Origin of the sequence: Pseudoalteromonas sp. SR44-2, assembly GCF_014163745.1 — a bacterium.
GTDB lineage: Bacteria > Pseudomonadota > Gammaproteobacteria > Enterobacterales > Alteromonadaceae > Pseudoalteromonas > Pseudoalteromonas distincta.
Map to the genome: position 1 here is coordinate 57,101 of NZ_JACJDW010000014.1, position 13,649 is coordinate 70,749.

Genomic DNA, 13,649 nt, shown 5'->3' on the forward strand with positions numbered 1-13,649 from the left:
CATGACACACATAAACTTAGACGAGCTAACTCATCTACAAGCCATTAATAAAAAATTAGTAGCGGGTTATCACATTTGCGAGCAAGACAACGTAATGTGGCAAGAGCTTGACCAACACATAGAAGACTACACCGCCCTATTTACCGCTTTAGGTAACGATTTAAAACACGACAGCCGTGGCTTTTATTATTTTGGTAGCGACGAAAGCACACCCAATATGGGCAAAATATCTCGCGCTATCGCGCTCACCATTTACATTTTAATTGAGCACTACGCCAATACGGGTAAAGATCCAATGCGCGCATTGTTTGACGACGTAAACGATTTAGAGCTTATGCAAACGCTGGTGCAAATTAACAAACATTTGTTTGATCAGCTTGAGATATTTTCGGGATCGGATTTGCGTAAAGACGTTTACCTGCGCATGGTGCGCTTAGGTTTAGCCCGTGAAGTAGAAGGCGGCTTTATGCTACAAGCGCCAATTCACCGCTACATAGATGCACTCATGGAAGTAAACGAAGAAACCTACATTACAGAGGACGAGGAATGAAAAATCTATACGGACTAAGCAAACTCGCCCTACTTAACACCGCAGGCTATGCAAAATGTGTGATCCCGCTTGATAAAAGCAGCTCTATTTGCGCGCCCAATAACACAGGTAAAAGCTCGGTTATTAACGCCCTGCAGTTCCCGCTTATTAACGATTTACGCTTAACAGAATGGGACGGACACGATTTAGATGAAACCCGTAAGTTTTATTTTTCATCCGATCAGTCGTACATTTTACTAGAAGCTAACTTGCCTCATGGCTCGGTAGTAATAGGCGTGGCAGGCCTTGGTAAAATTGCCGGTTACGCGCATCAGTACTTTTGTTATCAAGGAAAGCTTGATTTAGAGCAGTACACGCAAGGTAAAACTATTATTAAATTTACCAAGCTGTTCAACCATTTAAAATCGCTTAACTACAACCCTATTGAGCTTAAAGCACAAGAGTTAAACGCGCTACTTACTGGCGGCGCAACGCCTTTTGACGGCGACATTAACCTAAAAATGATCCCGCTTAACAATGTCCAAGACTCCTCTATTTATAAAGAAATATTTAGACGTATTCTTAACTTACACAAATTAGGCGCAAGCGACGTAAAACGCTTTATGCTACGCGTTTTTGAACGCCATATGTCGAACTCTAAGGTCGACTTTTATGAAGTATGGCGTCGCTCGTTTGATAAAGTAAATCGCTCAAAACGCGAATTAAAAGCCCTTGAGTCAATGCAAGAGCCAATAGCCGCGCTTGAATCAATGCTTGAAAACCAAACCGTGCTTAAAGGTAAATTAGCCGCATACGCACCTAAAATTGACCAAGCACTGATTGATTTTGATACCTATCAAGAATCGCAACTTAATGAGTTGGGCATTGCGCTTGAAGATATAGAGCACGAAAAACACGAGTTTGAGCAAAAACAAAGCCTATACGTACAGCAATCGCGTGACATAGAGCGCAGACAAACACAAATTGAGCAGTGGTTTTTAGATTACGATGCGCTTAAAAGCGAGTTTGAACTGGTAAATAAAGCCACGCTTAAAACCAGCCTGACTCAATTAAAGCAAGATTACGAGTCGCTTTCGCACTCTATAACCAGCGCACAAGGGCAAAGCCTACACACGCTTGACTACCGCATTAGCGAAACACAAAAACAAATTAAGAGCTTAAAGCTACAACTTAAAAACCTTGAGTTTAATTTGTTTACCCGTATGCGCGAAGACCTCTCGTTAAAAGAAGTAGAGGAAATATCGCGGATTTTAAACCCTGATATTCTCTCATTTGCGACCACCACTAATGGCGATATAACCATTGATGATGAAGACGCGTTTGGGGAATTTTTATCGCTACTTAGCGAAAACGTTAAAGGCGGCGTATTAACGCTACCAGGTGCGAGCATTAAGCTCAAAAAGCTCTCGTCTGTGCAAATGCAAAGCGGCGAAAACAAGGAGCAATTAACCGCTCAGCTAAATGCACTTGAGCATTCACTTAAAGAATTTAAACAACAACGCGATGTTGCAGCAAACGTTGCCGACAAGCAAAAAGAGAAAGACGCGCTATACGATGAGCTTATGAGCGCTGAGAGCGCCCTAAAACGCTTAGAGCAGTTTGATGTAATGCAGCAGTCGGTTGAAGCGCAAGCCATGCTAAAAGAGCAGTTATTAGCTGAGCGCGAACAAGTTGACGACTACCTGCAAGATATTCAAAAAAATAGTGGCTCAATTGCCGATCGTCGCTCGTTAATTAAATCGAAACAAGAGCAAATTAATCGCCAAACTGAGCGCCTGCGCCAAGTTAAGAGCGAGCGAATTGATCATACCCTTGATTTATACAGCGGCAAAGTAACCCCGTACATGATTGATATAACAGTCGACTTTGATAACTTAAGCGACCTAGTACATCATTTTAATAAAGACTGCCAAGAGCTGCGTAATTTTGACATAAACGTGCGTAATACCTATTTGCATGTATATAACGCGGGTATTACTAAATTCGACAACGAAAATGACGAATACACTAAATACCAAAAGCTAATAAGCGCCTTTCATAATATTGAAAACGAACGCGATGCTGTTGAGCGCCAAGCACGCGTTGCGCTTACCGAAGTGGCCGCAACTATTAAAGGCTTGCGAGAAGATTTAGACCGACTTCGACGCGAAATGAACAGCTTTAATAAAGGCATAAGCCAGCACCGTATTTCAAACCTGCAAGCGTTTAAAATTAACGTCATACCGCGCAAAATGCTGGTTGATAGTATAGACACCATTATCAGCACGTCGCATCAATTTGAGCAAGGTGACACACTTGATTTACTGAGCCAAGAACCGTACAGCGAAAATGCGGTAAACGAAGCGAAAGATCACTTAATTAAACTCGCATCAGATAAAGCGGGCTTAACACTTACCGATTTATTTGATATCCGATTTGAAGTGGTTAACCGCGCAGGTGAAACCGAACACTTTGAAAAAATAGATTCGGCGGGTTCAAACGGCACACGTATTACGATTAAGTTATTGTGTGGCATGTTGTTTATTCGTTACTTATTAAGCGATCAGGAACAAAACCTATACCGTATACCTATTTACATAGATGAAGCGGCCGACATTGACCCACAAAATCAAAAAGCGATTATAGAAACCGCACTAAGCTTTGGTTTTGTGCCTATATTTGCCTCAGTTAAGCCACAAATAAGTTGTGACTACATTGTGCCTATTCGCTCGGTAAAAGACGGTGCACAAAACTGGGTAGATGAAAAAGATTGGATTGAAGTTGAACATTAGCCAAAGTGATTGGACTAATATTTAGGACGTTTAAATAATACACATTTAAACTATGTGTGTTATTTTAAATTAATGCATTTTATTGGAGCAAACGTAATGAAAAACATACTTATTGTTGCAGCGCTAGCACTACTTACAGCCTGTACACAAACCCCAGATTGGGATTACGATAAATCAGCCAACTTTAGTAATTTTAAAACATTTGCTTGGGTAGAAAACGCCAGCCTAACTAAAGACACAAATAATTACCAAATTAATGGCCTAATGGAAAAACGTGTTCGCACTGCCGTTAACGCAGAACTGAGCCAAACCCTAGGTATGAGCTTAGTTGATGCAGCAAATGCTGATGTACTTGTTAACTATCATGCATCGGTAGATAAAGAGCTTGAAGTAGATACATTTAATGTAAACTACCGCCCGCATTGGGGTTATTGGGGTACTGGTTTTCAACGTGACACAACCGCGCGTGAATACGAAGTGGGCACACTGATTATTGATATTGTAGACCGTGAATCTAACCAGCTAGTATGGCGCGGCGCAAAAGAAGGCCGATTAAAGAAAAACCAATCGCCAGAACAACGTGAAGCATCAATTAATAAAACAGTGAGCGAAATATTAAGTAACTTCCCGCCGCAAAAGCAGCAGTAAGTTAAATTTAGCTATAAGTAAGTTTTAAAAAAAGCTCACAGTACGTGAGCTTTTTTGTGGGTGTGTATTTTTGGGCTTACAGACTTAAGTAATTACGAGCTACGCTCGTCACGTCAGCAAGCTGCACGTCTACAAAAAAACACCGTGTTAAATTTACGATTTATACTTATGCAGTAACTCAAGCGGTATATGGCAGTAATCATCAGGGTGATTAGTTAGTCGGTCTTGATGCTCAGGATCGCTTGGCACGTAGTTAGTTAGCAGCTCTACCCCTACCACAATTTTATCGGCATCACTGCGCTTATTTATATAATTGCTTGCTGCATCTAAATGGCTTTGGTTTTTGCTGTAAATAGCAGTGCGGTATTTAGGGCCTACGTCATCCCCTTGTTTATTAATGCTGTATGGGTCAATAATTTCAAAAAAGTAGTCAAACAGTTTATTTAGGCTAACCACTTTTGGATGAAAAATGACCTTTACACACTCAGCATAACCATCGTATTCGCCGTCAGTGGTTTTGCTTGTACCATTAGCGCGTCCTGCTTCAGTACTTATTACGCCTGGTAAGTGCTTTAAAAACTCTTGTACGCCCCACAGGCAGCCACCAGCAAAGTAAATAGTATTTTGTTGTGTCGTATCCATTATAAATGTTACCCAATAAATAAAGTGTAAATGGTTATCAAATGCAGTTATTAACAAATTAATGTACAATCGCGCACAAAATGACTGCTGTTACATTTAGTTATTTTATCATGCTCAAATATAAGCTTTGAAATTAATTGTAACCGCAGCTACAAATAAAAAATGACGAGAAACACATGAATCGCACACCACACCTTATAATACCTGCTATATTATGCAGCGTTACTGCATTTGCTAATGCTAATACGCTATCTGATGAGTCGGCAATCGAGAAAATAACGGTTGAGGCCTCACCCACTGCAAATAAGTTGCCAGTAGGTACATTCGACTCGCCTATTTCTAATTTAGAATATGACCCCCGTGTTGACCTTCAATCGCGTAATATGGCTGAGGCGCAAGCTGATGTAACTATTCGTGGTGGGATTTTTGAAAACACCGGTTTTAGAGTAGGAAGCGCTACCCTGCTTGACCCGCAATCTGGGCATTATTTTGCTGAAATCCCCATTGCACCACAAATTCTAAGCGGCCCAGATGTTTTAACCGGTGCCGATAACGCACTTTACGGTATGAATAGCTCTGTAGGTACAGTTTCGTTTGGTTGGAAACCGATTATTACTGGCGGTAGTGTATCCCTTGGTACTGGTACAAACGACTTTAATCTGCAAAGTATTCACGCTGCTAAAAACACACAACTTGATAGCTTAGCTAACTATACTCTGGGCTTTGAAGGTGAGTATTCTCATTCGCAAAGTGATGGCACCATTGATAATGGCGATCATGACTTTTCGCGCGCCTCAGCTCGCGTGCAATTAGCAAGCGAGCACAGCCAAACAGATTTGTTTTTTGGCTCACAAGATAAGTTTTTTGGCTGGCCTAACTTGTACACCCCTTTTGGCGTTAACGAAACTGAAGATTTAGAAAACCGTCTTTGGATGCTTAATCACAAGCAAAACTACGCTGATAACAGCAACTTTGAAGTATCTGCTTATTATCGTACCCATGACGATCACTATATTTACTCGCGCGAAAATCCTAGTGCATTTGAAGCTTTTCATAAAAGTGAAGTTAAATCGCTTGGACTTTCGGGTCGTCATGCACAAAGTGATGCACTGGCAATAAATTACTCTGCACAATTTATTGATGACTCGATTGAATCAACCACACTTGAAAACAACTTTACCTCTCGTAAGTATTATAAATTAAGCGTATTGCCTGAATACAAAATGGCGCTTGAGGATAATAAACAACTTACATTTCGTTTAGGTGCTGCGTTTGACGATACAAATCGTGATAATGCTGAAGTATCAGCTATTGGTGACATAACCTTAAACACCCAAAATAGTGACGGCACAGCGCAAACCCTTTACTTATCATACGCGCAGGTGAGCCAAGTTGCAGGCTATACAGCCATTGGCGGCAGTGATTCTGGGGGATTATTTAGAAGTAATTACAACCTTGAGCGCGAAACCACATCAAACTTGGAGCTAGGTTTATTACTTGAAGAACAAAGCTGGCAGTTAAACTCGGCTATTTTTTATCGAAAAGATAATAACTTAACCGATTGGACCTTTAATTTTGATTCAACCTCAGCGCGCTTTGCAAACCCAGTTGATATTGATACAGCAGGGGTTGAATTTTTAGCGACTAAGCACTTTGATACAGCAAAACTTATAGCAAGCTACACCTATTTACATAAATCAGAAAACTACGGCGCAGCCGATATTGATGCCAGCTTTTACGCGTTAAACTTTCCTGATCACCGTTTAACACTTGGCGCTGTGTACAACCCAACTGATATTTTAGAATTTAGAATAGATAACGAATGGCGTACACAACACAAAAATGCACTTAGAAACGGCAATGACAACGCGTTATTTACCCAGCTAACGCTTAAAATAACTCCGCCACAGTTGAGTAATTTATTTATCACCTTAGCGGCAGATAACTTATGGGATGAGTCGTTTGAAGAAATACCAGGTACACCTGGGCGCGGTGAGCAATATACGTTAAGCGCAACGTATAATTGGTAGAATTGAGCCATCACATTCAAAGACCTGTTTATTTAAAACAGGTCTTTGAATAAATATTTAGCAAGGAATAAACGCCATACTAAATATTAAGAAATACGATTACTCAGCTTATATTGAACCAGAACGACATTGTCTTTTTCTTAGCTCATTATCAATTTGTAAGGGGCGACTAAGCTCATCTGTAAGAACCTTCGAAACAACCGTACCGGTTTCAACTTCTTGTATCCAGATTGATATTTTATCCCCATCCCTTTTTCTATTTAACATGTAGCTTTTATTAGAATCTAAATTAACGTTAAAATTAACAAAAGCTTCCTTTTGACTATTTAAAACATCAGGGCTTGAAACACTCGCCTTTACCCATAAATCATGCTCACCACTGATATACTGCTTTGGTTCAGCCCATTGTGTAGGTCTTTTTTTAAAGCACATCAAGTGGACATATTCTAGATCTACTCCCTGCTCTCTTTTAAAGTTTTCGAATCTAAAGTGGTCTTCTTTAATATCGGTTTTAATGGGTAAGTTTGAACAACCTAATAAAGTCACACCTAATGTAAATGCTGTAAGTAAATTTTTCATTTTTCTTTCCTTTTAAAAATTAAGATTGAACGAAACCACCTATAAATGAGATTTATAAAAAGTATCTTACAGTTACCTATATTAGCAACAAAGTTAAATATGTCTAATATTTCGCCATAAAATATATTAACGACTGCTTTTAATAACCTTGTGGAGATTTTTATTAATAATAAATTGTAAATATATGTGTATTTTAATAGCTCACTAAGTGAGCTCTTCGAGCTCTGTAATAAGCGCTAAAGCTTGTGCATTTGTTGACCCGCACACATCAAGCGTGGCACTAAAATCGCTACATACTTTTGGTCGACTTTCAACACCAAATAACTTACATAAATTACGTTCATCTAGCTGAATACAACGCTCTCCGGCTTTTTTACCATTTGGCATACCTGGAATAGGCGAACTAATACTTGGCGCAATACAGCATGCGCCGCAGCCTAGCCTGCAATTCATCGATTCGGTTTTCATAATTTCCTCTGTATAAAAAACACTTACTTTAATTTCTTTTTAGGAACTTAATTAATCGCATAGTGAGTTGTAACACACACATGTAATGCTTTGTTACATCTTAAAACAGCTTGTAAACACTTTATTGCGTATTATTGCTCTGTCACCACCAATTATGAAGGAATGCCTTGTGGCTACTACAAAACAAATAATACTCCCAATCGCTGTTTTAGCAGGCGGTATTGCTTTAGCTTTCGCCTTTATGGCAATGAAAAAACCACCCGAAGAAAAGCCAGAGCAAGATTTACGTCCTTTAGTAGCAACACAAAGCGTACTTTTAGATTCTATAACGCTCGATGTTAAATCGTACGGCATTGTTAAACCAAAGTATCGTACCGAGCTAATAGCACAAGTTAGCGGGCAAGTTATTTCGGTATCAGATCAATTTGTAGAAGGCGCGTTTGTAAAGCAAGGCGATATTTTAGCACGAATTGATGCAAATGATTACGAAGCAGACTTTATTGAAGCGCAAGCGGGTTTAGCACAAGCAAGCTCAGCACTTGAAATAGAACGCGCGCAAGCACATGTCGCTCAAGCTGAGTGGGAGCGCATTAAGTCAGACTCAAGCGACGCTATTGCATCAGAACTTTATTTGCGAAAACCACAGCTGGCAGAAAAATTAGCGCGTTACCGCTCTGCTCAAGCAAGTGTTAAGCGTGCTAGCCGCAATCTTGAGCGTACTTATATTAAAGCCCCTTATGATGCCATTATTAATGAGCGCACAATTAGCTTGGGTTCAGTAGTAAACCCAGGTAATAGTTTTGGCGCACTAAGCGCAACCTCAGTTGCAGAGGTACGTTTACCGGTTGCCGATCGAGAACTGCAATATTTAAAAAATGGCGGCGTAGGCTCAAATGTTACATTTAACGCAGAATACGCAGGTAAACAAACAATGTGGCAAGCCAAAGTAATTCGCACCGAAGGTGTGGTTGATCAAACAAGCCGCATGAGCTATTTGGTAGCACAACTTGCAACACCTTATGGCGATAAAACACGTCCTCTTCGTTTTGGTTCGTACATTAACGCTACCATTGAAGGTCGCCCGCTTGATAACGCAATTATTGTTGCCCACCACTTAGTTAAAGATAATAAAATTGTAATTTTAAATGACGATTTAACATTGTCCTTTAAAACCCTCAATATTATACGCGAACAAAACGGCATGATTATAGCCAGCCAAGGGTTAAACAATGGCGAGCAAATTGTTACCTCAGCGCTTGAATACCCAACTGAAGGTATGGCAGTAAAAATTGAAGATATTGCGCCTGATAAAACTGATGTAACTCAACTTGCGCTGAAAGAGGAATAATCATGAACACTCGTGAAACAGGGTTAATAGCATGGTTTGCCCGAAATCCCGTTGCAGCCAACCTACTAATGATATTTATATTAGTGGGCGGTATTTTAATGGCAATGACCATTCGCAAACAAATGTTCCCACAGTTTGAAAGCAACTGGATAAGCGTACAAGCAGTTTACCCAGGTGCAGCCCCGCAAGAGGTTGAAGAAGGCATAACCATAAAAGTTGAGGAAAACCTCGAAGGTATTGAAGGCATTAAACGCCTAATTACTTACTCTAACCGTGGTTTTTCACAAGCCTGGATTGAAATAGAAGAGCAATACAATCCACAAGAAGTACTTGATGAAATTAAAGTACAAGTTGATTCAATAAACACCTTTCCTGCGGGGATGGAACGCCCTGTTGTGCGCCGCGATAAATTTGAGCAAGAGGTAATGATACTCGCGCTTTACGGCGACATGAGTAACTACCAGTTAAAAGAGCTTGGCAACGATATAAAAGACGAGTTACAAGCACTGCCTCACGTTAACCTTGTTAATTTTAACGGCGGCTTAGAATACGAAATTGGTATAGAAGTCAGCCCTGATAAACTACGCGAGTACGGATTAACATTTAGAGATATTGCAGGCGCCGTGCAAAACTTTTCGGCAAATATGTCGGCGGGGCAAATACGCTCTGAAAATGGTTATATTTCGATGCGTGTTGAAAAACAGGCCTACCGTGGTTTTGAGTTTGAAAAACTGCCACTTATTACCCTTGCTGATGGCGCACAAATTTATTTAGGCGATGTTGCAACTATTAATGATGGCTTTGAAGAAGGTCTACAATATTCAAAATACAATGGTAAAAATTCACTCTCGTTTGAAGTAAACGCATCAAAAGATCAAGACATTACCGATGTAGCAAAAGTACTTAAAAGCTACATGGCAACTAAAGAGCCACTTTTACCTGCAGGCGTTAAGCTATCTCCTATTGTTGATTTAACTTACTACCTTGAAGGTCGACTCGATATGATGGTCGATAACATGATTTGGGGTGGCTTGTTAGTAATGATAGTGCTGGCACTATTTTTACCGCTACGCTTAGCATTTTGGGTAATGATGGGTTTACCGGTGTCTTTTCTGGGCGCCTTTTTGTTTATGCCTATTGGCTTTTTAGATGTAACAATTAACCTAGCCTCTCTTTTTGCCTTTATACTTGTACTCGGGATTGTTGTTGATGACGCCATAGTTGTGGGCGAGTCAGCCAGTGCCGAAATAGAAAAATACGGTCACACACTTGATAACGTTGTACGCGGTGTAAAACGCGTTGCGATGCCAGCAACCTTTGGTGTACTAACGACTATTGCGGCATTTTTACCTCAAACACTCGCAACCGGCCCTGGCGCTGCTTTTTCTAAGGCCATTGGTGGCGTGATTATTTTATGTTTGATTTTTTCACTCATTGAATCAAAACTTATTTTACCTGCGCATATTGCAGCAATGAACCCACGTAAACCAAATCCTAAAAACCTATTACACCGCTTACGTATGGTGATTGATAGTGGTTTAAAAAGCTTTGTGAATAACTACTACCTTCCTTTTGTTGGCCGCTGTATTCACTACCGCTATACCGTAATTGTTGGCTTTATGTGTTTGCTTATTGTAAGCGCAGGTATGTTTGCAGGTGGTTTAGTTAAGTTTGTACCAAACCCTAAAATACCGCACGACTTTCCACGTATTGATATAGAAATGAACCTTGCCTCATCTGAGCAAGCAACGCTTGAAACCGCACGTAAAATAGAAAGCGTGTTGTTAAAGGTCGATCAGCAACTACAAGAGCAATACGGTAAACCGATGATCCGCGATTTATCAGTAAGTCTGCGCGGGCGAACGCAAGCAAATATTATGGCCATTTTGGTGGAGCCTGATTTACGCCCTATCGATACCTTTGCCCTAAGTGCGTTATGGCGCGAGCAAATGCCCGCCCTACCAGGCATTAAAACCATGACCATTCAAGACAGTATAATGAATGGTGGTCGAGATGATGGCGACGTTAGCTTTAAACTAGAAGGCAAAAATGCTGACGAGCTAAAAGAAGTGGCTGGTAAATTAAAAGCCAAATTACAAACAATGGAAGGCGTTGGCGACGTAAACGATTCAATGCAAAGCGCTACCGACGAAGTGCAACTTGATTTAAAACCACTCGCTTACAGCATGGGTTTAACGCTTGCTGATGTAGCGTCGCAAGTTAGCTTTAGTTACTACGGCTTAGAAGCGCAGCGAATATTGCGTGAAGGCGAAGAAATTAAAGTCATGATCCGCTATCCAGAAGACGAACGTAATTCAATAAGTGACATAGCAAGTGTGCGTATTATTACACCTACTGGCGCTGAAGTACCGCTAAGTGAAGTAGCCGAAGTTAAGCTGGTTGACGGTGTTAACCGTATTCGCCGCGAAAACTCTAAACGCACTGTAAACGTATGGGCTGCGGTAAATACCGACCAAGCCGAACCATTTGCGATTGCTGAGGAAATTCGTGACGAATACTTACCAACATTACTTAAAAGCTACCCTGGCGTTACAAGTGATGTAGCTGGGCGCATTCAAGAAGAAATGGATAGCGCTTCAGAACAGCTTCGTGACTTTGGTATATCAATGATGATTATATTTGCCTTATTAGCGATTCCACTTCGCTCTTACTCGCAGCCACTTATTATAATGTCGGTTATTCCGTTTGGTGTAGTGGGCGCGATGTTTGGCCATATGATTTTAGGTATGACTATGAGCAGCTTATCTATGTTTGGCATTATTGCGGTAGCGGGTGTGGTCGTAAATGACTCCCTCGTTATGGTTGATTTTGTAAATAAAGCCCGCGCCGAAGGTGTTGCAATTAAAGATGCAGTAGTACAAGCCGGTGCTCGTCGCTTTAGGGCAATACTACTCACCTCAATCACTACCTTTATTGGTGTAATGCCAATTATTTTTGAAACGAGTTTACAAGCTAAAATTGTTATCCCAATGGCTGTATCACTTGCTTTTGGTGTGTTATTTGCCACAGTAATTACACTGATACTTATACCGTGCCAGTATGTTGCACTAGAAGATGCTAAACGATTAGTTCGTAAAATGCGTGGCAAGCCACCACTAGTAGATGCCCAACCAGCGCCTACTAATAGCTAAATTAAGTAACATCCCAACCAAAAAAGCTCGGCATATTATATGCCGAGCTTTTTATTTTTAGCTTAAAAATAATATTCACCTATTTGCCAAGTCTTTATCTTACTGATAGTTTAACTCTATAAATATAACCCTCAAAAGGAATAATGATGGGCTCAATTCAACTTATTTTATTTATTGTTTTTGCTGTACTAACCACAATTGGCTACAAAAAGAATAACCGCAACTTAATGCTATTAGGCGCCGTTGCAATATCGTTTGCGTTTGTAGGGCTCGACTTTTTAATCGGCGTAGATGAGGGCTTATCAGAGACTGGTTATGAATGAATTTACAAACCTAGGTAAGTTCACATTATTTAAATTCGTTGTATCTTATACTATGGAAGGTACTTAAAAGTTAGACACTTAAGGCTTTATTTTTACAAATTTTTGTATATAGGAAAGGAATCTAATGCGTTTTTTTATAGTTCTAATCTTGTCTTATGTTGCTCTTTTGAGCGGCTGTCAGCACTTTATTGCCAAGCAAATAACGAAGCCAGTTAAACCTGTTATTTTTGATAAAGCAGTTGTAGATAGCAATGTTTTGGGGAAGAAAACCCAACATTGTATAAGCAATAAACACTGTGTGGATTTTTTATACACCTCACCAACAATGTTTAATAATGGCACAGAAATTTCAACGGTTACACTCAATTTTGAACTAAAAATCGATTCTAAAATTAAAACGTTCGAAGAAAACTTAAATAACGAAAATAAGCACTCTGTTAAAAAAAATAATTTAATCGTTTTATTCCCAGGCTATGGTGTTGATTACACGATCTATGGCATGCAATCACGCTGGCTTGCTCATTTTACAGGAGCTGACGTTATTGTTGCACCTTCGCCTAACCAAAACGAACCATTTGATTTTGGTTTAGTAAACGCAAATATTGTGAGTGAATATATAAAGATACAAGAATATGAAAATATATCTCTTATTAGCTATTCAATGGGTGCAGTTGCGAGTAGTCACATAAAAACCAAGCTAAATATTGATAAACATATACTTATTGCTCCTATGATTAATTTTAAAACTGCATTAAATACTATTGCTAGGTTAACTCACCCTACTTATAGTATGTTTTTAGGTGATGATTATTTGAATGAAGTGGCTATTAAAATAATTGAAGAAAGTGGAGTTCCTGCTTACAAACTTAATCTATTCAATGCACTTAGCACACCTAGTTATTCTGAAAAAACTTACATACTTGCAAGTAATGCAGACAAAGTGAGTCCATATAATGGGTTGCTTACTCTTAATAATCCAAAAGTGAGCATTTATGAGATAAAAGATTTAAATCACCTTGAAATGGTTTCTTTAATATCCGCACAACAAAGGAATGTGCTCCTTTCCTTGCTTGACGGATAACTTTGGCAACAGTCCTAATAATTGAGAGAAATATTGCTCGTTTTTTATCCCTAATAC

11 protein-coding genes are annotated in these 13,649 nt (G+C 39.7%); 8 read left to right on the plus strand and 3 right to left on the minus strand.

Annotation, left to right across the window (positions count from 1 at the left end; translation table 11 throughout):
- Window position 1: 1 nt before the first annotated feature.
- The 3 genes from H5115_RS10515 to H5115_RS10525 all read left to right on the plus strand — a co-directional run bounded on the left by H5115_RS10515 (window position 2) and on the right by H5115_RS10525 (window position 3,969).
- A complete protein-coding gene (locus H5115_RS10515; protein ID WP_024605891.1) occupies window positions 2–550 on the plus strand; it encodes a condensin complex protein MksE in 549 nt (182 codons plus the stop codon).
- Entirely contained in the window at window positions 547–3,321 is a 2,775-nt protein-coding gene (locus tag H5115_RS10520; RefSeq protein WP_182755167.1) for an ATPase, read from the plus strand. The genes H5115_RS10515 and H5115_RS10520 overlap by 4 nt, the downstream gene beginning before the upstream one ends.
- 96 nt (window positions 3,322–3,417) lie before the next feature.
- Entirely contained in the window at window positions 3,418–3,969 is a 552-nt protein-coding gene (locus H5115_RS10525; protein ID WP_024595193.1) for a DUF4136 domain-containing protein, read from the plus strand.
- A 153-nt stretch (window positions 3,970–4,122) separates the two neighbouring features.
- Here H5115_RS10525 and H5115_RS10530 read toward each other — a convergent pair whose 3' ends face one another.
- Complete coding sequence (locus H5115_RS10530) at window positions 4,123–4,611, minus strand: peptide-methionine (S)-S-oxide reductase (RefSeq protein ID WP_182755169.1); 489 nt, start codon at window positions 4,609–4,611, stop codon at window positions 4,123–4,125.
- A gap of 176 nt (window positions 4,612–4,787) precedes the next feature.
- Between H5115_RS10530 and H5115_RS10535 the strand changes: the two genes are divergently transcribed.
- Window positions 4,788–6,641: a TonB-dependent siderophore receptor gene (locus H5115_RS10535; RefSeq protein ID WP_182755171.1), complete on the plus strand. Its 1,854-nt coding sequence runs from the start codon at window positions 4,788–4,790 to the stop codon at window positions 6,639–6,641.
- Between the two features lie 108 nt (window positions 6,642–6,749).
- Here H5115_RS10535 and H5115_RS10540 read toward each other — a convergent pair whose 3' ends face one another.
- Window positions 6,750–7,220, minus strand: a complete 471-nt coding sequence (locus H5115_RS10540) for a hypothetical protein (protein ID WP_182755173.1) — start codon at window positions 7,218–7,220, stop codon at window positions 6,750–6,752.
- A 204-nt stretch (window positions 7,221–7,424) separates the two neighbouring features.
- Window positions 7,425–7,688, minus strand: coding sequence for a YkgJ family cysteine cluster protein (locus H5115_RS10545; RefSeq protein WP_182755175.1), 264 nt, complete (start codon window positions 7,686–7,688; stop codon window positions 7,425–7,427).
- 169 nt (window positions 7,689–7,857) lie between these two features.
- On the opposite strand from H5115_RS10545, the gene H5115_RS10550 reads away from it, so the two are divergent.
- The 4 genes from H5115_RS10550 to H5115_RS10565 all read left to right on the plus strand — a co-directional run bounded on the left by H5115_RS10550 (window position 7,858) and on the right by H5115_RS10565 (window position 13,592).
- Entirely contained in the window at window positions 7,858–9,036 is a 1,179-nt protein-coding gene (locus H5115_RS10550) for an efflux RND transporter periplasmic adaptor subunit (RefSeq protein ID WP_182755177.1), read from the plus strand.
- A gap of 2 nt (window positions 9,037–9,038) precedes the next feature.
- Window positions 9,039–12,188 carry an efflux RND transporter permease subunit gene (locus H5115_RS10555; RefSeq protein ID WP_182755179.1) on the plus strand — a complete coding sequence of 1,050 codons (3,150 nt, stop codon included), beginning with the start codon at window positions 9,039–9,041 and terminating at the stop codon, window positions 12,186–12,188.
- Between the two features lie 143 nt (window positions 12,189–12,331).
- Window positions 12,332–12,511, plus strand: a complete 180-nt coding sequence (locus tag H5115_RS10560; protein ID WP_220487235.1) for a hypothetical protein — start codon at window positions 12,332–12,334, stop codon at window positions 12,509–12,511.
- Between the two features lie 124 nt (window positions 12,512–12,635).
- Window positions 12,636–13,592, plus strand: a complete 957-nt coding sequence (locus tag H5115_RS10565; protein ID WP_182673501.1) for a hypothetical protein — start codon at window positions 12,636–12,638, stop codon at window positions 13,590–13,592.
- Window positions 13,593–13,649: the final 57 nt, after the last annotated feature.

What these genes read in the sequence shown, in the direction of transcription:
- H5115_RS10515 (WP_024605891.1), top strand. Translation starts at nt 2, where the DNA reads ATGACACACATAAACTTAGACGAGCTAACTCATCTACAAGCCATTAAT.
- H5115_RS10520 (WP_182755167.1), top strand. Translation starts at nt 547, where the DNA reads ATGAAAAATCTATACGGACTAAGCAAACTCGCCCTACTTAACACCGCA.
- H5115_RS10525 (WP_024595193.1), top strand. Translation starts at nt 3,418, where the DNA reads ATGAAAAACATACTTATTGTTGCAGCGCTAGCACTACTTACAGCCTGT.
- H5115_RS10530 (WP_182755169.1), bottom strand. Translation starts at nt 4,611, where the DNA reads ATGGATACGACACAACAAAATACTATTTACTTTGCTGGTGGCTGCCTG.
- H5115_RS10535 (WP_182755171.1), top strand. Translation starts at nt 4,788, where the DNA reads ATGAATCGCACACCACACCTTATAATACCTGCTATATTATGCAGCGTT.
- H5115_RS10540 (WP_182755173.1), bottom strand. Translation starts at nt 7,220, where the DNA reads ATGAAAAATTTACTTACAGCATTTACATTAGGTGTGACTTTATTAGGT.
- H5115_RS10545 (WP_182755175.1), bottom strand. Translation starts at nt 7,688, where the DNA reads ATGAAAACCGAATCGATGAATTGCAGGCTAGGCTGCGGCGCATGCTGT.
- H5115_RS10555 (WP_182755179.1), top strand. Translation starts at nt 9,039, where the DNA reads ATGAACACTCGTGAAACAGGGTTAATAGCATGGTTTGCCCGAAATCCC.
- H5115_RS10560 (WP_220487235.1), top strand. Translation starts at nt 12,332, where the DNA reads ATGATGGGCTCAATTCAACTTATTTTATTTATTGTTTTTGCTGTACTA.
- H5115_RS10565 (WP_182673501.1), top strand. Translation starts at nt 12,636, where the DNA reads ATGCGTTTTTTTATAGTTCTAATCTTGTCTTATGTTGCTCTTTTGAGC.